At 39.9% G+C, this 24,868-nt stretch carries 24 protein-coding genes; 16 read left to right on the forward strand and 8 right to left on the reverse strand.

Annotated features, from left to right (window positions below; genetic code table 25):
- Positions 1 to 339: 339 nt before the first annotated feature.
- Positions 340 to 7,389 (reverse strand): DUF6531 domain-containing protein, encoded by a 7,050-nt coding sequence (locus PHY14_00595; protein ID MDD2693412.1) that lies wholly within the window; start codon positions 7,387 to 7,389, stop codon positions 340 to 342.
- A gap of 421 nt (positions 7,390 to 7,810) precedes the next feature.
- Here PHY14_00595 and PHY14_00600 point away from each other — a divergent pair, with 421 nt between their 5' ends.
- From PHY14_00600 to PHY14_00650, 11 genes are all read left to right on the forward strand, one after another.
- Positions 7,811 to 8,275, forward strand: coding sequence for an NUDIX hydrolase (locus PHY14_00600; GenBank protein ID MDD2693413.1), 465 nt, complete (start codon positions 7,811 to 7,813; stop codon positions 8,273 to 8,275).
- Between the two features lie 9 nt (positions 8,276 to 8,284).
- Entirely contained in the window at positions 8,285 to 9,457 is a 1,173-nt protein-coding gene (locus tag PHY14_00605; GenBank protein ID MDD2693414.1) for a DUF2130 domain-containing protein, read from the forward strand.
- An 81-nt stretch (positions 9,458 to 9,538) separates the two neighbouring features.
- On the forward strand, positions 9,539 to 10,003 hold the full coding sequence (locus tag PHY14_00610; GenBank protein ID MDD2693415.1) for a hypothetical protein: 465 nt from the start codon (positions 9,539 to 9,541) through the stop codon (positions 10,001 to 10,003).
- A 1,231-nt stretch (positions 10,004 to 11,234) separates the two neighbouring features.
- Complete coding sequence (locus tag PHY14_00615) at positions 11,235 to 11,663, forward strand: MarR family transcriptional regulator (protein MDD2693416.1); 429 nt, start codon at positions 11,235 to 11,237, stop codon at positions 11,661 to 11,663.
- Positions 11,664 to 11,727: 64 nt separating this feature from the next.
- Entirely contained in the window at positions 11,728 to 12,213 is a 486-nt protein-coding gene (rhuM, locus tag PHY14_00620; GenBank protein MDD2693417.1) for a RhuM family protein, read from the forward strand.
- A 64-nt stretch (positions 12,214 to 12,277) separates the two neighbouring features.
- Complete coding sequence (locus tag PHY14_00625) at positions 12,278 to 12,508, forward strand: type II toxin-antitoxin system prevent-host-death family antitoxin (GenBank protein ID MDD2693418.1); 231 nt, start codon at positions 12,278 to 12,280, stop codon at positions 12,506 to 12,508.
- Position 12,509: 1 nt separating this feature from the next.
- The gene (locus tag PHY14_00630; GenBank protein MDD2693419.1) at positions 12,510 to 12,758 is read left to right on the forward strand and encodes a hypothetical protein; all 249 of its coding nucleotides are present in this window, start codon (positions 12,510 to 12,512) and stop codon (positions 12,756 to 12,758) included.
- A gap of 275 nt (positions 12,759 to 13,033) precedes the next feature.
- Positions 13,034 to 13,531, forward strand: coding sequence for a hypothetical protein (locus PHY14_00635; protein ID MDD2693420.1), 498 nt, complete (start codon positions 13,034 to 13,036; stop codon positions 13,529 to 13,531).
- A 77-nt stretch (positions 13,532 to 13,608) separates the two neighbouring features.
- Positions 13,609 to 13,773, forward strand: a complete 165-nt coding sequence (locus tag PHY14_00640; GenBank protein ID MDD2693421.1) for a hypothetical protein — start codon at positions 13,609 to 13,611, stop codon at positions 13,771 to 13,773.
- 66 nt (positions 13,774 to 13,839) lie between these two features.
- Positions 13,840 to 14,046 (forward strand): hypothetical protein, encoded by a 207-nt coding sequence (locus PHY14_00645; protein MDD2693422.1) that lies wholly within the window; start codon positions 13,840 to 13,842, stop codon positions 14,044 to 14,046.
- Between the two features lie 21 nt (positions 14,047 to 14,067).
- Positions 14,068 to 16,305 carry a hypothetical protein gene (locus tag PHY14_00650; GenBank protein MDD2693423.1) on the forward strand — a complete coding sequence of 746 codons (2,238 nt, stop codon included), beginning with the start codon at positions 14,068 to 14,070 and terminating at the stop codon, positions 16,303 to 16,305.
- 60 nt (positions 16,306 to 16,365) lie between these two features.
- On the opposite strand, the gene PHY14_00655 is transcribed toward PHY14_00650, so the two are convergent.
- The gene (locus PHY14_00655) at positions 16,366 to 16,623 is read right to left on the reverse strand and encodes a hypothetical protein (GenBank protein MDD2693424.1); all 258 of its coding nucleotides are present in this window, start codon (positions 16,621 to 16,623) and stop codon (positions 16,366 to 16,368) included.
- A gap of 138 nt (positions 16,624 to 16,761) precedes the next feature.
- On the opposite strand from PHY14_00655, the gene PHY14_00660 reads away from it, so the two are divergent.
- Positions 16,762 to 17,472: a DNA alkylation repair protein gene (locus tag PHY14_00660; protein MDD2693425.1), complete on the forward strand. Its 711-nt coding sequence runs from the start codon at positions 16,762 to 16,764 to the stop codon at positions 17,470 to 17,472.
- A 35-nt stretch (positions 17,473 to 17,507) separates the two neighbouring features.
- On the opposite strand, the gene PHY14_00665 is transcribed toward PHY14_00660, so the two are convergent.
- From PHY14_00665 to PHY14_00680, 4 genes are all read right to left on the reverse strand, one after another.
- Positions 17,508 to 19,151, reverse strand: coding sequence for a hypothetical protein (locus PHY14_00665; protein ID MDD2693426.1), 1,644 nt, complete (start codon positions 19,149 to 19,151; stop codon positions 17,508 to 17,510).
- On the reverse strand, positions 19,138 to 19,764 hold the full coding sequence (locus PHY14_00670; GenBank protein MDD2693427.1) for a sigma-70 family RNA polymerase sigma factor: 627 nt from the start codon (positions 19,762 to 19,764) through the stop codon (positions 19,138 to 19,140). Before PHY14_00670 ends, PHY14_00665 begins: the two co-directional genes overlap by 14 nt.
- A 105-nt stretch (positions 19,765 to 19,869) precedes the next feature.
- Positions 19,870 to 20,079: a helix-turn-helix transcriptional regulator gene (locus PHY14_00675; GenBank protein MDD2693428.1), complete on the reverse strand. Its 210-nt coding sequence runs from the start codon at positions 20,077 to 20,079 to the stop codon at positions 19,870 to 19,872.
- Positions 20,080 to 20,081: 2 nt separating this feature from the next.
- Entirely contained in the window at positions 20,082 to 20,510 is a 429-nt protein-coding gene (locus PHY14_00680; protein MDD2693429.1) for a hypothetical protein, read from the reverse strand.
- A gap of 134 nt (positions 20,511 to 20,644) precedes the next feature.
- Here PHY14_00680 and PHY14_00685 point away from each other — a divergent pair, with 134 nt between their 5' ends.
- Positions 20,645 to 21,259 carry a DUF45 domain-containing protein gene (locus PHY14_00685; GenBank protein ID MDD2693430.1) on the forward strand — a complete coding sequence of 205 codons (615 nt, stop codon included), beginning with the start codon at positions 20,645 to 20,647 and terminating at the stop codon, positions 21,257 to 21,259.
- 165 nt (positions 21,260 to 21,424) lie between these two features.
- Here PHY14_00685 and PHY14_00690 read toward each other — a convergent pair whose 3' ends face one another.
- A complete protein-coding gene (locus PHY14_00690) occupies positions 21,425 to 22,210 on the reverse strand; it encodes a Kazal-type serine protease inhibitor family protein (GenBank protein ID MDD2693431.1) in 786 nt (261 codons plus the stop codon).
- A 114-nt stretch (positions 22,211 to 22,324) separates the two neighbouring features.
- Here PHY14_00690 and PHY14_00695 point away from each other — a divergent pair, with 114 nt between their 5' ends.
- Positions 22,325 to 23,161 (forward strand): hypothetical protein, encoded by an 837-nt coding sequence (locus PHY14_00695; GenBank protein ID MDD2693432.1) that lies wholly within the window; start codon positions 22,325 to 22,327, stop codon positions 23,159 to 23,161.
- Between the two features lie 3 nt (positions 23,162 to 23,164).
- Here the strand turns inward: PHY14_00695 and PHY14_00700 are convergent, their stop codons facing one another.
- Positions 23,165 to 23,824: a uracil-DNA glycosylase gene (locus PHY14_00700; GenBank protein MDD2693433.1), complete on the reverse strand. Its 660-nt coding sequence runs from the start codon at positions 23,822 to 23,824 to the stop codon at positions 23,165 to 23,167.
- A gap of 207 nt (positions 23,825 to 24,031) precedes the next feature.
- Between PHY14_00700 and PHY14_00705 the strand changes: the two genes are divergently transcribed.
- On the forward strand, positions 24,032 to 24,418 hold the full coding sequence (locus tag PHY14_00705; GenBank protein ID MDD2693434.1) for a hypothetical protein: 387 nt from the start codon (positions 24,032 to 24,034) through the stop codon (positions 24,416 to 24,418).
- A 102-nt stretch (positions 24,419 to 24,520) separates the two neighbouring features.
- Entirely contained in the window at positions 24,521 to 24,856 is a 336-nt protein-coding gene (locus tag PHY14_00710) for an inorganic diphosphatase (protein ID MDD2693435.1), read from the forward strand.
- The last annotated feature ends 12 nt before the right edge of the window (positions 24,857 to 24,868 follow it).

Genomic DNA, 24,868 nt, shown 5'->3' on the forward strand with positions numbered 1-24,868 from the left:
AATAAATAGCAGGAAAAATATATCCATCCCGTATAATTGGAAAAATAATACGGATTATAAAGAAGCATGTAAATATTGACTACAATAGCCACGAATCAGAAAGTAAAAATCAAATTTAATTTTCTTTCGTTAATAGCATAGAATAGATTAGATACTAAATAAATGACAAAGAAACAAGAAATAATGAAGAGTAATCTAAATTGTCGTTCATCTTCATAGATATAACGATAATATTCATTTGAGAATGAGTGTATCAAGTATAAAAAATAGCCTAGAAATGAGTAAATAGATGAGACTGGCAGTAATCAGTTTATTATCTTATTTATGAGTTTGGTGGTATTATTCATAATTATTAATTAGTAAGGATATATAACTAGCCGAATCTGTTGCATATTCTTGAACTCTCTTACCGTATTGAATTGCATGTGAACTACATTCACCTCCAGGAACTGCACATTGATATCATCCATTCCATACATTTCATATAGACTCTGGTGTGATTTCAATATTATTATCACTCAAAACTCATCGAATTGTATTAATTCTATCATTCATAATCTCAATATGTTTTTCTGGATTCAGTAAATCTTCTTTATTTAGATCCGAAAAACCAAAGTGTTCGCGGTCACTTTTTGTTGGATGAATACTGATTTGAGAGAGTCCATAGGTATTTCCTCATAACAAATCTTCAATAACTGGTGGCATTAAGTGAGATTGTTCTTCATAAATAATACTATAAATAATTAGGGCATTCTCCTTATGTTTCAGTATATAATCCATTGATAACGTCATGTTTGCGCTAACATTTCCGCGACTCAAGAAACTTCAAACAGTAAAGAGAAATGGTTTTTCTGTTAATCCACTTGGGTCAGTATGCATAATGGGACTATTCTTCACATATCTATATAGATTCACATCATCCTCCATCCCAATAGGATCTCTGCTCACGAATCTACCTAGTCCAGCATCATAGTAACGTGCACGGAGATAGTAGAGAGAGATTTCTTTGTCGTATTCTCTACCTGTGTAGAGTCTCGTATTTCCTATTGGAGAATCGTTTGCTCATGCTACAGGCTTATAGAGTCAGTTAAGGTTCTTGCGATACGGTTTACCGAAGACAGTATAGCTATATTCATCTATAGTAACTCATGTACTTGAGGTTATGCGAACTACGCTTCAGAGGTGGTCTTTCTCGTAGTAATAATCTCCTGTAGTGGTGAGTACATCTTGTTTATTCTGTCGAGTGTACTTATTGAATCGTACAGATACTATATCATCGGTTCATCTTGCACCATAGGTATATTCTCTACTTTCTTTCTTGATCTTCGCTCCTGTAGTGGCATTGATGTTACTCTGAGTTTCCTCTATGACATCATTTCCTGAGTAGATATATTCTGTGAGTTGATTTACTACTCTTTTGCTCGTTCTGCGACCGAGAGCATCATAACTGAAGCTAATCAATACTTCCTTCTGGTTGACTTCATTATACCTACTGACATTTATGAGCCTATTTTGTGCATCATACACATATTCGAATTGTCTCTTGTTGTTGATAGTATTTCCGATGAGGTTGCCGTTTTTGTCATAGAGGAGACGTCACTGGAGAGCTCAGGTGTCTACTGGAATATCTGTCGCTCAGGTATCTGTGAGAGTTCAGGTGTCAGTAGTAGTTCCAGAATCTACGAGGAGAACTTCACTGGCAATGAGGATAGTGCCCGTATCTGTAGCTCCATCTGTCGCTCAGGTGAGAGTAAGCGTGATTCCAGAACTTGTGGATCCTGTATCTGTAGAGTCTGTAGTTGAGAATTCTCCTGTACTTGTGAGTGTTGCTAGTGTCGATCCTGTATCGACCACTTTCTCAGGCTCAAGTGACATACCAGAATCACTCGTACTTCCAGAGAGAGATATTCCTGTTTCGGAGAGATTCACGATATCCAGATATGTCTTTCCTGTACCTGTATCCACGCTTCCCGTACTGGTGACTCCTGTACTGGTGATTCCTGTATCGGTTGTTCCCGTGTTGATTGTTGTTCATGTATTCGTGGTATCAGTATTTGTCATTATTCCTGTATTCGTGGTATTTCCAGTACTGATGAGAACTGTTCCACTCTGAGCAAGGATATCTGTGTATTGATTTAGTGAGTTGGTCGTATAGTTCCAGATCTTGTTTCTCTGGACTTCTGTGGTGGTTCCTGTTTTCTTGTTGGTCTTGGTGATGATACGGATATTCTGCTCATTCTGTCTATTTCCCATGAGATCATATTCGTAGGCATTTCCCTGGATACCTGTACCGAATCTCGTATTTCGATACATCGCCTCGATGAGTTGGTTGTATGAGTCGTAGGTGTAGGATTCTATCCCCTTACTCGTGATATTGGAGTTGGCATCGTAGGTGAGAGTGTTGGATTGTGCTGGAGACTGGAGAGAATCCAGACGATTGCCAGAATCATATCCATAGTTGGTCGTGACACCATTGCCGAGTGTTTCACTCATGAGATTGAGGGAGTCGTAGGTATAGCTCGCTATGGTAGTAGTTCCCTCTCGTACGCTTGTGAGACGATTCTGATTGTCGTAGATATATGTGAGATTTCTGCCATTTGGAGTATGTATTCCGAACTTGTTCCCCACCGCATCATACGTGTAGGTACTTGTCTTGCCGCCACTCGTTTCACTCATGAGATTGCCGAGAGTATCATAGGTATAGCTCGTCTGATTGTTGTCAGAATTGTTGGTCGCTGTGAGGTGACCGAGCGCATCATAGACATAAGTCTCATAGGTCACTCCTCCTACTCCTGGAGCAAGAGCATAGTCCTTTCTCGTGATACGATCGAGGTTGTCGTAGGTGTAGGTCGTGATAGTACCATTCGGATCCGTCTTCGTATGGATATTTCCTCTTGTGTCGTAGGTATAGCTCGTCTTGTTGCCATCAGGAAGAAACTCTTGTGTGAGCTCGTTATTGGTATTGTAAGTGTAGGTTGTAGTATTGTTGTTTGCGTCCGTGAGACTCGTGAGATTGCCCATCGTGTCATAGGACTTCGAGATAGTCTTCCCTGCTCGTGTCTCTGTTTTCACCTTTCCACGATAATCATAGGTATAGTATGTTGGTATACCACTTGGGTCAGTGACAGTGATTATTTGTCCGAGCTTGTTGTAGACATATCTCGTAGTATTACCATTAGCATCGAGTGTCGCTACTTTTCTATTATCTTTATCATATGTTGCCCGAGTCGTGATGATTTTATCCCCGTTTTTTATCTGTGTTTCTACGAGGTTGCCGTTGGCATCATAGAAATTCTCAGATATGAGCCCATTCGCAAGAGTCGTGAGCTTCAGTCGACCGAGTGCATCATAGGTAGAAGTGGTAGTATGACCATTGGCATCAGTTTCTGTGAGGAGATTGTCCCCTGCATCATAGGTGTAGAGTGTATCTCGTGAGATATCTTCTGAGAGACTCGTCTTCGTGACACGTCCGAGAATATCATAGGTATATACGGTTTTTGTGAGAAGAAGCCCAGTATTATTTTTCTGATTCGTCTCGATGATATTACCTCACTGATCATAGATGATGCTCGTGCTCGTACCATTCGCATCCAGAGAAGTGATGAGACGATCATATCCATCATAGGTGAAAGTAGATGTTTGTCCGTCTCGATTCTCTGTGATGATATTCCCATTCGCATCATAGGTATAGAGAGTTGTATGCGTTGTACTTCCGATGACTTCCTTCTTGGTGAGGCGATCCAGGGCATCATAGGTTCTCTGTTCTACTTGGCCATTCGGATAGGTCGTCGTGAGGAGATTCTCATTCGCATCATAGGCATACGTGAGCGTGGCTCTCTGGTTCACATCGATATCTGCTGTGAGAGTAGTTGGCTTGTCGAGGAGATTGTAGATGGTATCTGCGACTACTTGTACCCCACTTTCAATAGTTGTAGTAGACTTCGTCTTGTTGTTATTCGCATCGTAGACGAGCTCACTCATAATCCCTTCTGGAGTGAGGGTTTTCGTGAGACGATCATAGGCATCATGGGTGAGAGTCGTGGTATTCCCGCGACCATCTGTCACTGTGAGTGGATTGCCATATATGTCATAGGTATAGCTCGTGGTGGTAACATCTGGAGTTCCATATCCACTCGCCTTACTCATGAGACGACCATCTGCATACGTCATCTTGGTAACAATTCCTCTCGCATCGGTAGACTCAGTGAGATGACCGAGAGCATCATAGACAAAATGAGAACCACGGAGTCTTGCTCCATTCATATCTTTCTCCACAATATCTATGATATTTCCATTCGCATCTGAGATGAATTCTGTGATTTTCCCACGTGGATCAACTACGCTGGAAAGTGTATTCTTTGCTCCATTGTATGTGAGTGTCGTCACAATATCAGTAGCATCATCATCTGCGTGAGACATATCTGCTTTCTTGCGAATCATACTCTTGTTGCCAAGTGCATCATAGGTATATTTTGTACCATTGCCATTCGGAAGAATCTCTTCGATGAGTTGTCCGAGTTCGTTGTAGGTATAGCGAGTAGTCACCGTATTTCCAGATCCCAGATCAGTCGTCCGAGAGAGAACATTTCCCATACGGTCATAGGTATACTCTGTCACTTTTCCATTGCGATTGGTAGCCCGATTTTTCACCACATAGGTTCCGATAACTTGTCCCATTCCAACGGTTGTCAGAGTATCATCTTCATGGATATCTGCAAGGGTGTAGACATAGCTTCCTACATCGTTCCCATATTTCTGTGAGATGACTCGATCATTCGCATCATAGGTATTCTCTACATAGATCTGATTCTTGGAATCAATGAGTTTGCGGATATTGTGATCAAGATTATTGTCTCCCGTATTGGTGTAATACGTGAAGCTAATAGTCTTCGTATCGTTGCCATTCTTGAGTGTAATAGCTTTCAGATCATGAAGTCCGCCATCAGTTTCTCCACTGCCATAGTAGGAGAGAGTGACACTTTTCCCTCCTGATTCTGCAACGCTCGTAAGGTGATCAGTAGTATCATAAGTATAGGTAATAGTGCGACCGAGAGTATCAGTGACAGTCGTAAGAGCTCCAGAACTGTTGTAGGCAAAATCAAGAGATTGGTTGTACTTGTTGGTAAGAGTAGCAATCTTGTTGTTAACACCAAAGGTATACTGCGTTCCATCATTGAAGAACATGGTGTAGGTTCCACTGGCTGACTTCACGAGATCAACATTGAGTCCACCCATGTGAGCAAATCCAGAACCAGAAACAACGAAAGTATATTTCCCGAATTTTCCATCGTAGTAGGTCACACTTCCTCCTGTATTTTCTACGAGTTTCTTGTTGTAGTTGTGATCCCAATTCTGTCCTACTGGTCAGTCGTAGACTGAGCGAGAGCGATACTGAAGAGTAAAATCGTAGTCGAGACTATTGCCACCGAGATGAAGGAGAGTGTTGTTGTAGGTGAAATCTCCTGTCGAAAGATTCACCGGATCGAGGGCATCTTGGGACTGGGTGGTAATGGAGGTGTTATTGGAAGTGTTAGAAAAAATATGAGGAAGCCTTTCATCTGAGTATACATTGAGTTTTAGTACATCTTGTAGAGTTGGCACTGTAAATAGTGGTGTCGAATTTGGTTGAGATGGAATATATGTTCATCCCTCTATGCAACCCATATTAATACATCTCTGAGGATAAGCAGTTCAATTGTCTGGAGTGACTTGCCAATAGTATTGTCCATTGATTTTATCCGTGATATAGTATAAGAGTCTTGTCGTACTAATACCAGTTGAGGTTCATGGGGTGAAGATGAGATTATAATTCGATGCACCCGGATAGGAAGACCAGGAAATATAGGTTGGAGCTGTCCAGGTTCAGAGATTCTCAATATTTCCCCCTACCACCATTGATCCAACATCAGAAATATTTCCTTCATTCACCACATCTCAAGAAACAGTAAGTGTCTTTCTATTCGAGATTGCTATGGTGGATCAAGAAAAGAGGTGAAATATATTCGTGTGAAGAGTGGTATCGAAACAACTTTCATTGAGATAAGTATATGACCCCTCCGTGAGGTTAACATTTTTTGCATTAATCGTAGACTGACAGAGATATTTCTCCGAATCTGGATTGTCTCCATCTTTTCCATCGAAAATAAAATAGTCAAGGGAACCGGTAATAGTCATCGCATAGATATATCCACGAGTCTTAAGAAAAGAATTTATTCCTCCTAAAACGGTTGCCTGACCATAGTAAAACCCAACTCCTGTAGTAATGCCATGATTGTCTTCTAGGGAAATATTTCGGTTTCCATTATTAAAGGATATCTGGCCAGTAACATTGAGATCTCAGATAACAGAAATATCTGAATTGAGTGAAAGGTTTCCAGTGAGAGTAGTATCGTGGAAATCGAGAGTTCTAGAACCGGTACCAAAGAGGTAAAGATTTGGTATAGAGAAAATGGCACGATTCTCAATATTTCCCCCTACCACCATTGATCCAACATCAGAAATATTTCCTTCATTCACCACATCTCAAGAAACAGTAAGTGTCTTTCTATTCGAGATTGCTATGGTGGATCAAGAAAAGAGGTGAAATATATTCGTGTGAAGAGTGGTATCGAAACAACTTTCATTGAGATAAGTATATGACCCCTCCGTGAGGTTAACATTTTTTGCATTAATCGTAGACTGACAGAGATATTTCTCCGAATCTGGATTGTCTCCATCTTTTCCATCGAAAATAAAATAGTCAAGGGAACCGGTAATAGTCATCGCATAGATATATCCACGAGTCTTAAGAAAAGAATTTATTCCTCCTAAAACGGTTGCCTGACCATAGTAAAACCCAACTCCTGTAGTAATGCCATGATTGTCTTCTAGGGAAATATTTCGGTTTCCATTATTAAAGGATATCTGGCCAGTAACATTGAGATCTCAGATAACAGAAATATCTGAATTGAGTGAAAGGTTTCCAGTGAGAGTAGTATCGTGGAAATCGAGAGTTCTAGAACCGGTACCATAAGTAGTGATGTTTCCTATAGTAAAAGAGCCTTGATTAATAATACCTCACCCAAGATTAATCTGTGAAATTCAAGAAATGGTTCCAAGATTTTCAATATCACCAGTAATGGTAATATCGTTTGCTTCAGATAAGCTACCAATTGAATCAACTAAAAGACCTTGAACGGTAATATTTCCATTGATAGAAATATCTCAAGTAATGAGAACAATATCATCAACAGTTGGAACTCGTCCTTCTAACCAAGCGCCTGGATCATTCCAATTGCCAGAATCTGAAATAGAATGAATTGTTGGAGCAAGTGAGAAGGCGTTAACTTCATAAAAAGAAGTTAGTAAGACTTCAACGAACGTAGTGACAATAAAAAAAGAATACATCATGAAAAATATACTCTTTTTTTTATTCCATCACTCCTTAGCTTTCTCGAGCATATAAAAAAGATAAATACTAAATGAATCCATTGTGCCCAGCAAAAGAATTTGTATTAACAATAGAAAGTATAATGATGCTCCGTATAAATCAAGCAGAAAAATACTTGTTCTGTTACAATTAATGTGCACATATTCCATAAAAAAAGAAGGTATCCAATCTGATTTTCTCTATTTCATAACAAAGTACTCTAAATAGAAAGAACTCTATTTACTTCATTTACATCATGAAAAAAGAACTTGTTCGAAGAAAAACTGTGACCAAGAAGATGTAGAAATATTTAGAATAGATGAACTAATTGAAACTGCCTGCCTTTTATTTATTACAAGTTTTCAAAATCCATGGACGCCATGGATTTTTTTGTTATACTTCATGGAAATAATTCCTGATATGATTATCGATACAAAAACAGAAGCCTTCCAAGACGCGCCAGAAATCGTATGATGTATACTCTATACATTAGACAATTCATTTCTCCTCCTGAAGCGCCACTCAGATAAACCCGAATGATCCACATGGTGAGATCCAGGTGGGAAGGTCGAATCATGAGAAACTCTCGAAGCAGCAATCATCCGTGAGACGCAAGAAGAAACAGGAATTCTCCTTTCGAAAGACAGTATCGAATATGTGAAAACATTCTATATCATCCGTGAGCGGGATAATAAACACCTCATCTATCATCTCTTCTGTGCAGAATATCATGGAGAACCTATCATTCTGAGTGATGAGCATACTGAATATGGATGGTTCAATCATGAAACTGCTCTCACTCTTCCACTCATACATGATGAAGAGCCCTGCATAGAAGCCTTCCTCCAATATAGAAATAATCTCTAACTTTCCCCTATGTCCAACACGAATCTCATCACTTGTCCGAATTGCGGTCACCAGTTTTCTCTCTCAGACGTCCAGAAACATGAGATGGAAGAGATGCGTGAGAAAATGAAAACAGAAGTAGAAGCTGACATGAAAAAACGCGCATTTGCTTGGGCACAAGAGGAAGTGAAGAAGGCGGAAGCAAAAGCCCGAGAAGATGCACAAAAACAAGCAGTCGAACTCGAAGATTTGCGAAAAAAGCGTGATGAAGCAGAGAAAAAAGAAATGGAATTTCTCAAGCAATCTCAAGAATTCGAAAATATGAAGCGCAATCAAGCGCTCGAACTCGAGAAGGCAAAAATGGAAGAACGCAAGAAAGTCGAAGAAGAAGCTCGAAAACAAGCAGAAGAGCGTGCCAAGTTCGAGAATGAGAAGATGAAGCTCGAATCTGACAAGCGTATCGCTGAACTCACGAAACAACTCGAGATGACACAACGCGCCGTCGAAGATGCGAACCGCAAGGCGAATCAATGAAGCATGCAGATTCAAGGAGAAATCCAGGAAGATGCGCTGAAGGAATTATTGCAACAGAGCTTCCCTATCGACATTATTTCTGACGTGGAGAAAGGCATCAAGTGAGCGGATATCATCCAAGAAGTCCGCAATGATTTCGGTCAGTCCGTTGGTGTCATCGCTTGGGAATCGAAGAATACGAAAGCATGGTCTGATGGTTGGGTAGAAAAACTCAAAGAAGATCGTCTCCGTGTCGGCGCTGGAGTCTCTGTCATCGTCTCATCCGTTCTTCCAGAATGAGTGAACCGATTCGGACTCTACCGCGATATCTGGGTCACAGACTACGAGTCTGTCCTCCCACTCACGATTGCCCTCCGCGCACATATCATCGAGATGACGAAGGTACGCAATAGTCTCAAGGGGAAAGACGAGAAGATGGAAGTCCTCTATAACTACCTCATCTCTCCAGAATTCAAGGCAAAGATCGAGAATATCGTCGAGGCATTTTCGACGATGAAGGATGATCTCGACCGTGAGAAGCGCGCTATGGAGAAAATGTGGAGTGCTCGTGAGAAACAACTCTCTCGTGTCATCGATAATACTGCTCGACTCTATGGTGACATGCAATGACTTATCGGGTCGCAACTTGGGACGGTCGAGTATTTGGAATTGGGGGGTGGGGAGGAATAATTTCTGTTATTGCGAGGCACGAAGCAATCTTATCTACATTGTCCGATTTGCTAAAGTTATGGAAAATAAAAATCTGAAAATATGCTAGATTTCCTAAATCAGAAACTTTGAACTTCTTTTAAAGAAGATGACCTAATGGCACTTAAAGATTTTGTTTTGTTATGGAACGTATTTGAAGATACTTTGTTTAATAAAAGTTTCAGTGTTACAAAAGCATCTGAATTTATTTGAAGCAATTCTCTGGATATTGAATTATTTGAAAAACACCTATCCTATTTCAGGGATCGATATGTTTTAAATTGAGTTTTTACAGATAAATATCAGCTATTTTTCCGAACTAGCGACCGAGAAGATATTGTAAAGAAAGTTTTATTGTGAGAAACTTCAAATTCTGATGAATTAATACTCGGAATGCTATTAATTATTTTCAGATATAGAAATAATTTGTTTCATTGACTTAAAGAGTTTTGAAAATTCGATAAACAAAAAGAGAATTTCGAAATAGCAAATGATTTCTTAAAAACCATAATTGATTATATTCTCTAAAAATAGACTATTCTTTTTCAATTCAAGTAATATAAGAAAATCACTCCCAATTAAAATGCGGGATATTATAAAATACCTGCTTTTCATCTGGGGAAAGTTTTTTCCACATTTTTACAAAAGCAATCTGAAAACGTCATGACCAACAATCATTATAATTAAAGTCAATATGATATACTCCTGTATTAAATCTTGTTAACTCATGAATAGTTTTTTCTACCTTCCTAAACTCATCTTCGGAAACCTGTTTATTAAAAATTCTAAATTCTTTTCCTTGAAAAGCAACTCCTTTAGTAAATTCCTTTCCCTGAGGTGTATACCCATCTATGAAGTAACAAAATATATTATTTCTCGTAAATTTTAAACCTCTGCAATAAAAACAATCTTCGCAAAAAATACATGCATCACAATAGTGACAATTACGAACATTTGAAACATTATTACAATAAAAGCTATCTCTAGAATAATTGATTTGATGACAATATTGGCAACCAGATGAAGTACCTGATCAGACACAATAGTGGCACCATTGTAAACTTTTACAACCAATACAATTTGTACATGATGCATCACAATTTAAACACTCCTTCATATTATTCTTTGGAAAAAAATAATCAAACATACCTATTATTTTATAAAGAAGTAAACGAATTCTATTTACAAGAAAATTTTAAGAATCTAAGAATCTTCTAACACATAGAATATATAAATACATTATTATGTAAAGGTAAATAATTTTACATATATCACTATCTGCATAAAATGGGGTTCTCCCGAAAGTATTGGTTTCAGTTATAGTCTTTGTATGATTTCTATATAAGATTTATTTCTCATTTAATGATATCTATGAAGTTATGATTAAACTAATTAATATTGACGTATGGAGTGTTGGCTTCGCCCCCGCTGGTTGCAGGTTAGCAAAAAGCACAAAATCTTCAATAACTATAGCGGACTGATATACAAGGAGGGGTAGCAAGTGTGGTTCAATTCCACGAGCCAGCACCATTAGAAAGCCAGAAGACCAGAAATGGTCTTTTTTTCTTTTTTGACTTCATAAACACTTTCTATATACTTGACCTGTCAAGCATTTAAAAAGTAAATTACATTTACTCACTTCGTGAACGGCAATGCTTGCCGTTTTTTAAACGCTCGGAAGACTTCGCTCACTCGGAAAATAAGCAAGCTTCTTTTCCTCGTTCTGCTCGTCTATCAACTATTAATTAAGTATATTTTTATGTCTCCTATTTCCCCGACTCTTTCATTTTTCATTTCCCTCTCTCGTATCGAGACAGTTCTCTCACGGAGACTCGATGCTCGGCTCGGTGGACTCGGATGGTCAGATTTTCTGATTCTCCATGCACTCTCGGTTGCACCAGATGGACGACTCCGTCGCGTAGATCTCGCGGATACAATCGGACTCACAGCAAGCGGGATTACCCGACTTCTCCTCCCGATGGAGAAGGTCGGACTCGTGAGACGTGAAGCACACGAGGGTGATGCACGTGTGAGCTATGTCGCTATTGCTCCAGGAGGTCAGGCGAAGCTCACAGAAGCCATCATTCGTGCCGAGGAGTTCTGTTCGGATATCATCCATTTAGCAGAATCTGTCGAGATCGAGCGTGCGAACAATATCATCCAGAAGATGAGTAAGAGGATTGGATAGTTCTCTGGAAAAACATTTGCAATATTATACATATGTATATACTGTATACATATGTATTTCATATATGAACAACGAGAATAATAATATCATCATCTATCAGAGAAAGAATGGAGAAATCCAGATACAGATGGATCAGAAATCCGATACCGTCTGGGCTCGACAAGAACAGATTGCCGAGTTATTTGATATCGATAGAACGGTCGTAAATAAACATATTCGCAATGTTTTAAATACTGATGAGCTAGATCCAGACTGAGTATGTGTAAAATTTGCACATACTGCGGAAGATGGAAAAACCTACCAAGTTATGTTCTATAATTTGGATATGATTCTTGCGGTTGGTTACCGTACTAATTCCAAAAATGCTATCAAATTCCGTCAGTGGACAACCGCCAGACTCAAGGAATATCTCGTCCAAGGGTATTCTATCAACCAATCTCGTCTTGATAAATTGAAGAAAAGTCCACTAAATCTCCTCATTGCCCAGAGTGATCCGAAGGAGAAAGAGATGATGATAAAGCTGGTGGTGAACCTGATAAATCAGGGATAAAAAAACCATAAAAACTTGTAAAGTAGCTATTATAGATACAATGGACATATATTAAAATCTTCATATGCAAACTATCACTTCGGTCGAAGCCCAGAATAACTTCGAGCGACTCATGAATACCATTCCTCGCGAGCCTGTCATCATCACAAAACATGGGAAAAATTTCGCCATGGTAATCCAATATGAAGAACCTGTCGAGTTCGGAGAAATAGCTATTTCCGAACTCTCTTCTGAGACTCAGGAATCCCTCACAAAAGCGAGAAAACTCTCAAAAAGTGCATTCATAAACTACTAATATGGTAAAAATCCGTCAGGTATTTATCGCGCCCGAAGCACTCGAATATCTCGTGAAACGACAACTCGAAAAACAATACCAGAAAGCGAAAATATTCATCATTGCGTGACATTTCTCGAATGTAGATCTGAAAATCCGCGAACCAAAAGAAGATAGAATTTGGTATTTCCGTATCAATAAGCAATATCGAGCACTCTGTGAACTCGATGGAGAAATTCTCTATGTGTTAGCAATAGATAGTCATCAATAGTCATTTCTCGCTTAAATTGGATCCAAAGAGAAAGAGATGATGATAAAACCGTAGTGAATCTTAATTAACAAGGAGTAGTGATCTTTACAATTTCCGTATTTCATAATAAATCATATAAATTAGTTGACTTTCTATTGTAAATTAATATAACTCGTAAATCAGACTCTCCAATTGCTGTACAAAAACATTCTCAATAGAGAGGTATCCGAAAATTCAATAAGCACAAGAGAATATACGATATACATTCCCTGAAAGCATTTCTTATCTATGAAATTATGGAAATTGCAAATATATGAGACCTATGAGTACAGAAAGATGCTCTCAAAACCCATGATCTCGTCCAACAAAATCAGTGAACGATAGAGGAAGAGGGTTATGCAAGTACAGGAATCGGCTGCAATGTGAAATCGGTTGCAGCAATGCATTATGTATTCACCCGAGCACCGTGATGCGAAACTTGCCCCCATGAATACCATGCCCTCGAACACCTCACACACTTACTTATGCTGTGATATGATGTCTGCAAGACAGATGAGTCATTTTTCGGTGCTGGTGATATATTCTTCCTCATGTATATACGATGAAGAACACATAGTCCTCAGCTCATACATGATATGGAGATGGCCTATGATGAACAGGCAAGGACAGAAAAAGATGAATCACGGAAAATACTCCTAGTCACCCTGAAGATGAAGGTCCGTGAATATGTGCCACTCCTACGGGAATTCTATGGGCAGATACGTACATTGAATGATAGATACAAAAATTCATAATCCTCTTCTTACTAAGAGGATTTTTCTTCCATTTTCTCCATATTTCCATATACTCTGTCCATACTCAATTTCGATTTATGCCAATCAAACCGCCACATCTCCAAGACGAAGAAGAACTCGCAGAAGAGCAGACACTCAATAGAAGCTTCTCTTCTATCTGAGCACAATGACCGAGCAAATATGGAAAATGAGGATCCAAACTCTACAAAGCAAAATGACGCGCTCGCGGAAGAAGACAATAAAAACTCGTATTTCACTTGAAAATTCCCTTTCCTTTTCTATAATTCCCATATCCTAAATATTCCTATATGTCACAAGATAATCTCGATGAAGAGCTTCCTGAAAATGAGGAAGAAAAAACAGAAGAAACCAGCAAAATTCCACCAGTAGCACAGAAAGTGTCTCGATTCGGGCCAGCTGGATTCCAGGGTGGAAGCCGATTCGGAAAATGAGCAACAAACTTCAATCCCCCGAACAAGCAACGTCCAGGTCGCGCCGCAGGACGAGGAAGATAATATTTACATCATCATTTCACCATGAAAAAATACACACCCATTTTTATCACGATATTTCTTGGGTTTTTTGTTGTATGAGGATATTTCCTCTTCTCTCCAAGATCACATGAAGAAGCAAAGATAATCCCATCCGTATCAGCAGATTCCTCGCTCGATCATCTCAGCAATCTTTTCGATGAACACATTGCGAACTTCGTGACACAGAAAATACCAGCACCAAACTATACGTATGAAGAACAACTTGCTCATGAGAAAGCCGTCCAAGAATCCATAGAAAATCTGGGGACGGAATATCAAAAAGTAGAAAAATCATTCACTGGATTCTCAGGAAGCATCGAGTTCTATGATGCACCGAGAACGATGAATCCGCTCGGATTCTTCAGACATATTTGATCCGATACGTATGCAGATACATACACAGAAAGCACTGGAAGTTACCGAGAATTAGGAACTATTCATCTGACAGATCATAGTAGTGGTACACTCTTTTCATTGTGAACTTCTGCTTTTTATGGACTCGAAAATAGTACTTTTTATTTCATTGCCTATAATGGCGAATATTATTTTCTCCCGAGTATTCCTTATACTCCAGGAACGAATCGTCTCGATACTCCCACAAAAATCGGAAAAATTCTCCGACTCAAAAGCCAACTCCAGAAACCGGTTCATCTATTTGAAGAAGCAAAATTCCTCCCAATTATCGGAAAATCCTATGAGATTCCGACAACCATCAAGTGGAAAAAAGACAGAAAAAACTACACCCTCACTTTCATTGGTCGCCAGAATATCCCATTCTCTTCAGAAAATCTCCAGAAACTCGATGATCTCTCGAAACAGGTAGGAAAACCACTCTATATCGAAAAAAGTGGAGTGAAAACTTGGGGTGATACAGAATATCAGAACATACAAAATCTTTTCTCGACCGCAAGTGGGAGCGAGGTTTTCGAGAAACTCGACGATGCGACGAAACAGAAATACTGGACCGAACAATCTCAGCATGGACTCTTTGCTTCCGATGCCATCTTCATGGAACTTCCTGATCATACCGTAGCACTCTATACACTCTCTATTCCTTTTGCAGGACAGAAAAATCCAGAGGAATCCATCACTATAAATCTCCGGAAAAATGATGGAAAAAGGATGATTTTGAAAGATTATGGTTACCAAGATTCTCCGAGTTGTGGCACTAAAGATGGAACGTATTTCAACATTCCTGACGGGAAATTCCGTTTCGAGGAAATGTATATTCTCGACAAAAAAAGACGCAATAATCCAGAAGTCTGGAAGGACAAAGTTCCTCTCGATATTCCTGCGTCAGAAACGATTTTCACCTATCAGGAATCCGATCTGACAAAAATCGGAATTGCTGGCGGTCGCGAAGAAATATTCTCCTTCAAAAACCAAAATCATCCATTCCTGCGCGCGATGTACGACTATGGCTATATGGAGCAGCTCGATTGGCAATGATGCTTCGATAATGAAAATGGAGCCAATTGTAGAAAACCTCTCACATTCAAAGCATACACAAAAACACTTCCAGTATTTTTCTGGCGCGATCCATTCGGAAGATTCGTCATGTTCATCTCATATTCTACCATCATGCCGAGCGCTTGTGCCGCGAAGCCCGTCATCTATCTCTATCCTGAGAAAACCGAAAATATCTCTGTCTCGCTCGACTGGAAGAAAAAACTTCTCACGAGTATTCCAGAATATGGAAATGGCTGGAATGTGATAGCAGAACCCGATGGAACTCTTTTTGTCATTCCGAAGGAATCCCTTTCAAAATCATCGTATAGAGAAAGTCAGTCATTATCCTCAAAGGTGCCAGAAAAAGAGATTTCTCCGCTTCACGACGAAATGACAAAAAATGAGTCATCGTACCCTTACCTTTTCTGGGAAGATGTTATCAGTTATCCGAAGCCAACGATCGGCTTTGTCGTGAAACAAGAAAATATCGCTTCCTTTCTCGATGAGAAACTCTCCTTTCTCGGGCTCAATGAGAAAGAAATCTCGGACTTCACAGAGTATTGGATTCCGAATATGAAGGACAAACCATATTATCGTATCAGCTTCCTTGGGAATAGAGAAATGCAAAGATCAGCCCCCATCACTATCACGCCAACACCAGAGAGTATCCAACGCATATTCATGGATTTCGAAGGACTCGATGCTCTGATAAGCATTCCTGAACAAGTTCTCACACCATTCGTTCGGACAGGATTCTCTGCGATCGAGTGGGGCGGGAAGAAACAGAAATAATACAACAGACTAGAGTTCTAGGAAAGTCCGCAAAAAATCCGCCATTCGGCGGATTTTTAACTAGTGCGACAATTCTGTACGACCTGGACATTGTTTCCATGATCATATTCTTGGCTTTTTTGGTCTTTTTCTTTTATTGAGTGTAGCATTTACTGCTTCTTTATTGTGAACCATGAGAGTATTCGATTCCATAGCAGACGCTTCAGCAACAGTCAGCAACCGAAGGTCTAGCTCTCAACCTCAATCATTCTCCTTGTTCCATTTCACCCCATCCTGAACCAGAACTCCCATACCTCGTACCAAGTGTTTTGTGTACATATACATGAAAGTTAGATGATAAGTACTTGCATACTAACCCAATGTATACAACTTGTCAAGAAAGTATTAAAAATCCAGATAGGTTTTCTCTTGCTATTGCGGAAAAAGTGTGTAGCATTTTCTCGAAATAATCTTGCTATGCTTCCTATCCAATCCTCACTTCGCGCTATTGCTAGTTCTGAGAATGCACAAGTCTCAGCTCGATTTTTTAAGTCGTGACCATGAGAATACGGGGAATGAGATATTTTTCTCGGAATTCCTGTTCCTAATACAAGGAAAATCGTGAACCAATATCTCGGAGAAATGGATCTCGAAAAAGTAGAAATACTCCTCCAATCTCCATACCATGAAGAGCGACTTGCAGGCGTACTCACACTCGTTGCTTGGGCAAAAAAAGAAAAATATCCGATAAAACAACTCGCAGAATTCTATATGAATCACCGAGAAAATATCAATAACTGGGATCTCGTCGATACTTCTGCCGAGCATATCGTCGGGCCATATATCGAAAAATCTCTCACTCATGAAGAATGAGTGAAGCTCATCGATGATTGTATCGCAAGTTCTCATCTCTGGACGAATCGTATCATCATCCTCGCGAGCTTCTACCAGATCAAGAAATGAAATGAGAAACTCACATTCTCTATTGTGCCAAGATTTCTCTCACATCCGCACGACCTCATGCACAAGGCCTGCGGATGGATGCTCCGCGAGGTTGGGAAACGTGTGAGCGAAAACAAGCTCTGTGAGTTTCTCGATGAATATGCAACTCGTATGCCACGCACAATGCTCAGATATGCGATAGAGAGACTGGATACAGAGAAGAAGACGAAGTATATGAAACGATAAAAAAACCCCGGAGTTTTTACGCTCCGGTTTTCAATTTACTGCACCGCTTTCTCCATCATCAATGGTGTTGGAACTCCAACAGGAGTATCAGTTATCGGAACGAATTTCGCGAAGTCAGCGACGAGTGGAATAGTGACTGTATCCTGAAGGTAAGAGCCTTCTGGCTTGTCGAGCATTGGGAAGACATATGCTGGAACATAGTATTCATCGTATTTTCCATCTTTCCATTCTCCATAGACATGGATATATTCGATAGTTGGATCACCGAGATTGACGGTCACTGTTTTTTGATTTTCTCCTGCTTTTGACTCATATCGCCCACCGAATGGTATCATCTTTTCTATGAGAGTCGTGTCTGTCAGATTCGAATAGAGAGAACTCGTGAGATTCTGTTTCTCGAGACCACTCATACTCACGACTTTCTTGGTACGGATATCGATACTGAGCGAGATTCCCTTGTATCCACCGTATTCTTCATAGAGCTTCTTGCCATCGAGAAGAATCGGATATGTGAGCGTATATTGATCTGGGATATATCCATCCTGATTCTCAGCCATTACACGAGCATACATGATTCTCCATGAGTTATCGATTTTCGGCGTACCATAGAGTGCGCGATCGATACCATATTTCGCGAGGAATTCATCACCGATACGTGTGAACTCGTCATCAGATGGAACATCTTTTTCGGTCAATTTCACTGGCTGTTCACATCCGTTCGCATCACATTTCGGTTGTGGCCATTTCTCCCAATTCTGGTAGATACTGATATTCCCGACAGAGAAATCCATATTCACAATGTAACCGAAGTCACGATTCTCAGAAAATGAAAGATTCGTGACACTCGAATTCTCGAAGGCACGGAGATTGATCCCATCGAGTGCAAGTCCCGCGAGAAATGATGAAGTCTCACTCGAAGTGAATGGAACCATATTTTTCCGATAAACGACGAGACTTCCAGAAACAGTCGGAAGTGCTCCAGTGTAGCTATACTGATAGTATGGAAAATCTTGTACCGGCATGATTGCATCAGTTGCCATCATTTTGGATGATGACACTCAACCCATTCCAGCCATTCGAGCAGAAATCGCTTCAGGATTGGGAGGCTGTGTAGCAGTAGGCGAAAGTACAATCGTATTTCCGAATCCGTTTTCTCCTGTTTTTGTGATAGTCGGAGCGAAGGAGAGCTTCTGTGGAGAAGTGGTCACAGTGAGAACCGTTCCATCAGATGGCTTACTCGGTATCGTCTGGAATGTGAGCCCACCGAGCAAAACATATCCAGCAAAAGTCGCGAAAACCGTTGTGGAAAGTCCAGCAAAAATCCATCACCAATTCCATCATGTAGTGGGTTGGTGGGATTGTTGGTTAGTGGGTTGGAGTTCGAGTAAGAGTTTCGCACGAAGTTCGTTTTTGAACTCTTCATTGATCACGATATTCGGACGATTTTTCTGCATATTTTCGATAATGTGCACAATCTGATCCTCTTTTTCACGGAGAGAAGGTTCGAGGAGATAGAGTTCTTCGAGAAGGGTTTGGATATTTGGTTGCATAGAATAAAAGTTAAAAGTCTGATACCATTTTTGTCATTCTCGCTTGCGAGAATCTCTTTCTCATTGTTTCTGTCATTGCGACAAGGGAAGCAATCCAGTCACTCAAAGGAATTTTTTATGTGTTTTCATGGATCGCTTCATGCCTCGCGATGACAAAAAGGGATTCTCCTACGGAGAATGACAAAAGAATGGGCAATAAAACTGAGAAGATAAAAAGGTATGAGACATTGGCACTGATTTTCGCGAGACTCCGCGAGACGATCTGCTTGCAATTCGCGACACTCTCACCCGTGATAGCCGCTATCTCTTCGTATGAGAGCTCATCCCAGACGCGCATCGAGAGAATAAGTTGATCGCGTTCCGAGAGTGTGTTCATAAAGTTCAGCACTTCTTCAAGTTTGGATTGATTATCGATATCGGCAGCATGATTTTTCTCATAACCTGGCTCATGCATCATATCTTCGAGAGAATCTGTCGGTTTTTCTCGGCGAACCGTATCGATGAGTGTTGTATACGCGATTCGGAGAATCCATGAGAAAAATTCTCACTCGGACGTCGCACGAAGTGTAGAAATATTTCTCAGCACTTTCATATAGATATCCGAGATGATATCCTCTGTGAGAACCGTATCGAGCGTACGATGATAGACGAATCGATAGACGGTATCGTACGAAGCATCATAAATATCCGAGAATGCAGATTGATTCCCTGCACGGAATTGGGCGAGAGACTGGAGGATCATAGGAGAAAATTACCGGTAAAAGAAGACTTCCTAAAAACTAAGACTATTGTATGGGAAATCCGTGACAAAAAAATAGGAAATCACTTCCTATTTTTATTTCTTGTTTTATGGCATGAGTTCCTCTGGCTCCCAAGAGAATATCATATCTATCTCTTCACCCAGAGCGAGAGAGATCATCTTCGCGAGACGAAGGGAGGGGTTGTACTTGCCTTTCTCGAGGAGTGCTATCGTCACCCGTGTGACACCAACCGCTTGTGCGAGTTCCTCTTGTGTGAGATTTTTTCGAGCACGGAGTTCTTTGATTTTGGTTTGCATAATTATTCACGTTCGAGGATATAATTCGTCACTGACTTCACCACCGCACCGCCGAGAAGTGCTGCCATCACGAACCAATTCACTTCTGCGATATTCTGAGTCATAGTAGCATGGATGACATCATAGAGAACTCCGAGCGTGAGTACGAGTACCATGAACCATGCAGCATTACGCTCGGAAATTGCTTCCACCTGTACCTCCCTCTCATCTTTCTTCACAGAAAACATGAGCGGCAGAACATCGATAAGAAGCAGTACTACCCAAACAATCGTCACAACTGATCTCGTACGATCATCATTCGGAAGGATTGATTGAGTTCATACGAGGATCCCTACAGCACATGCTATATAGACCCAGCCTTGCCATGTCTTCGGACTCACCCCCCATCCGGTATATTTCCGGCGCCCGAACCATTCTTTCCGTGCAATCATAATAGATAAATTTATGAATAAACATAGGAATTGTATGAAATATTTAACATAATGCAATATATTTTTTACAATTTGTGGAAAATCATTTGCGAGAAATAGAAAAACTCATACGATTTTCAGAATTTATAGAATACATGTTCCACTATACTCTCATCCGCTCCAAGCGCCGAACTCTCTCAATTCAGATAAGCAAACATGGTGAACTCATTGCTCGTGCACCCATGAGAATGCCTGTGAGTTTCATCGAGAATTTTATCGAACGAAAAAAAGATTGGATAAAAGAACTCCAAGAAAAGATTCAAAATGCTCCATCGAAAATCCAAAAAGAGGAACATTCAGAAATAGAAATTATTGCGATGAAAAAGAAACTTCTCGAATATATCGTGCCAAAAGTGGAAGAAATCTGGAAGTCACACAATCTCCCAAAATATGCCAGTATCAAGATCACAAAATCCGAACATCGTTGGTGAAGCTGTAGTGGAAAGAATGGGCTTTGTTTTAGTTATCGACTAGCGGGGTATCTAGACTCTCCCCCTGAAAAGGGGGAGTTGGAGGGGGTTATACAAAATAAGAATTCTTCTCATGTAACCCTCCCTAACCCTCCCTTCTCAGGGAGGGAATTCATTGATGCTATCATCACTCATGAACTTGCGCATTTGCGCGAAAAAAATCACCAGAAACCTTTTTGGAATCTGGTGTATACTATGATGCCGGAATATGAGAAAATTATGAAAGCTGTTAAGATTTAAAATCCAATTCCATTACTGTTGCGAAAAGATTTTTAGGAGTAAGAGTAATTCCCAATTCCTGCTGTACCCTTCATTGAAGAGTATTTACAAGGGCCTGTTTGGTTCACTCAGATAAAACCACTTTAGAATCAGGATGTTCGCACATAATGCTATAAGATTATTAGATTAATTCGCACTCATTTGGATAATATCCATCATTTTTTGTATTTTCGGATTCAGGGAATTCCCACCATCAATAACAAGTACTCATCCATTCGCAAGAGTCACTTGACGAGCACCAGCAATAGCCTCAGAAGAGAGTTTTTTATAATAATACACACGTACATCTGCCGTATCAAAAGAATCAACACCAGTACTGGTGATACTAATTGCGAGAGTATGTGCCGCTCCATCTCGAGCTCCATACCCCTGATAATATGCATATTTCGGAAGTGCGATCTCATAACCAACTGAAGTATTCGTATAAAACTGATACGAACCACTATCAAAAAGTGGTTTTTGGGTCGATCCCGTATCAACCGAAACAACGGGGAGAATCTGAGAAGTTTTTTCTATAGTTCATGAAACCGACCCTGTCTGTGAATCAGAATCTGACCCCGAAGACATATTCTCTGATGGAATGCTCTGGAGCTCGCATTCTCCATCATGCGCGATAGTGACCTTTGCTCCGCGAGCCATACAAGCATTCCCATATGTTTTCGAGTCCGTTCCGCACACTGGAGCATATTCCATCGTACAAATACTCGGACTATCTTCTGAGCCAGAATCAGAAGGTTCTGGACGAACAATATCGATTTTCTCCTCATTTTTTGGTGTGAAGAAACTCGATGGAAACTGGAAAAAATATTCCAAAGAAAGAAATGCAAGAATCGTGACAAGAATGGTCGCGAGAATCGTTGTATACGAAGATTCTGTATCTTCTTTCTGAACAGGAAGCACCTTCTTTTTCATAAGAAATAAGATAATGGATAATATGTTGTATTCTCGTCGAAAGGAGAAAAAATGCAAATTTCTTTTGGCAAAAGAAAATAAAAAAATATAATCGAGCACCCTATTCACAACTGAATGATAAAACTCGAGAGTCACATCCTGAAAGAACTCGTAATACCCAAGAATATCGCTGAACGATCGATGAATATCGCAGTCCTCAAGAAAAATAATTTATTTTCCAGAATCGAACCGACAGAAGATGAGAATATTCTCTTCCAGAAAAATGATGCAATGCCACGATATCTCGAGCAATTTCTCATCGTGGATTTCGATCGGAAACGATCAATGATTACAGAGATTCTTTTTGATATTCACAAATATCATCCCGAGATTTTTCCTATTCGTCTCTATCTCGATGTTGCGAGAGATGTTTTTTCAGTTATTACCAAATACCGTTGGTCATGAGAAGACGCAGGAATCGTGGTGCGGCTCATCGCAGTACGAATGCGAGTATATCGAAAGATTGATGAAGATTTTTTGCTTTCGACATTTCAGAAACACGATGCGACACTTTTTTTCTCGACCGACGAAATACTCCATATTATCCGAACTTGTCAGAATGATTATGATATTCCTATTCATAGAAAGTGTGCCATCCATCACACGATGAGTAGTGGAGTAGAAGATGTTCGTTATCTCCAGAAGGTGTTCCGCAAAAATTTCAACTACTTTTCTCAGCTTTTTTGAGAGCAATTATTGCAGGGTTTTCTCGATGAAGATGTGAACAGTATAGTGCACTATGAAGAGATGACATACGCATATATCCATATATTCCAGAAAATTCTCCTCAATAAAATCGATACACTCAATATCACTTCCGATAAAAAAATCGCTTATAAAACGAGTGTAAACCAAGAACCAAACCTTCGTGTTATTCTTTTTTGGTCCGATCTTCTTCTCAAGCGACAATAATTTTTACCAATCTATTTCTTTTTTTCCAGTATCTTTCAGGAATGCATTGGTTTTCGAAAATGGCTTCGAACCAAAAAATCCGTTGTGAGCCGAAAATGGTGATGGATGTGGCGAAGTGATGATATGATGTTTTTTCGCATCGACAAGAGATTTCTTCGAGATGGCGAAATTCCCCCAGAGAATGAATACGAGTCATTCTCTTTTTTCTGATAGGAGACGAATCACAGAATCTGTGAATTGTTCCCAACCTTTCCCGCCATGTGATGCTGGACTCGCCTCGCGAACCGTGAGAACCGCATTCAGAAGCAGAACTCCCTGTTCTGCCCAATCTGTGAGATCAGTATTGGTGCGATTTTTTCCCAAATCGTCTTGAAGTTCCTTGAATATATTTCTGAGACTCGGCTGGGGCTTGCTGCCAGACGGGACAGAAAAAGAAAGTCCCATCGCAGCCCCTGCAGTGTGATATGGATCCTGCCCGAGAATCACGACCTTCACATCATCAAACGGTGTAAGATCGAACGCTCGGAAAATATTCTTCCCTTCTGGAAAACAACGAGTCGTAGAATATTCTTCTTTCACAAAACTCGTGAGACTTTCCCAATACGGTTTCTCGAATTCAGCAGCAAGAACTGCTTGCCAGGATGGATGAATACGGACAGGCATTGGATTACAGTGGTGATTGGATATTTTATCTTTACTTCTTTTCTCGCGAGCTGGAGGAGATATTCTTGATATTTCTCCATAATACATATAATTTATGAGTCATATTTCTTTCTTCACTTGGTTCGTATTTTATGACCATATAGCATAAAATCAAATAAAAGTTCGCATAGAACGTAGTTGTACGAAATTGATTTTTAATCTACAAATATGAATTTAATTGAATTAGAAAAAGCATTAAAAAAATCTTGGTCAAAGGAGACTTCATATTGTCCTGCTGAATGGAGTGAATCAAATTCATCTTTTGGCCAATGTGCAATAACAGCGTTAGTTGTGAACGATTATTTTGGAGGTGAAATTGTTTGGACTGAAGCATCATTACCAAATGGTCAAAAAGTTTCTCACTTTTTCAACTTGATTAATGGTAAAGAAGTGGATTTGACACGTTCTCAATTTCCAAAAGATACTGTGATTCCAAATGGCATCGAAAAGAAAAAAGGCTTTGCCACCACTCGTGATTATTTATTGTCCTATGAAAATAAGAAAGGTAGATATGAGCAACTGAAAGAAAAAGTAAGAAACGCTTTATTAGATTAAAAATCAACATCGCCTAACAGCTTCGATGAAGTTCGCATCAAAGCACTTCGCTCTCGCATATTTTACTCTTTCCTCGCAAAACATCTCATAGAAGCAAACATGATGAACATTTCTTCCTTTCTCCACCAAACTCTCACCATCAAGATAGACAGACCACTAGGAAGCAACCATCCAAAGTGGAACTTCACTTATCCGGTGAATTATGGATTTGTGCCTGATACAATTTCTGGTGATGGAGAAGAAATCGATGCCTATGTACTCGGAATCTCTGAACCTATGGAAATATTCACTGGAATATGCATAGCTATAATTCATCGAACCGATGACGATGATGACAAGCTGATAATTGTGCCAGAATGAATAGACTTCACGGATGAAGAGATCCGAACACTCACAGAATTTCAAGAACAGTTTTTCGAGTCAGAAATCTGGAGATAAAAAGAAATTCCG

This window comes from Candidatus Gracilibacteria bacterium, from assembly GCA_028687475.1.
Classification (GTDB): domain Bacteria; phylum Patescibacteriota; class Gracilibacteria; order BD1-5; family UBA2023; genus STC-74.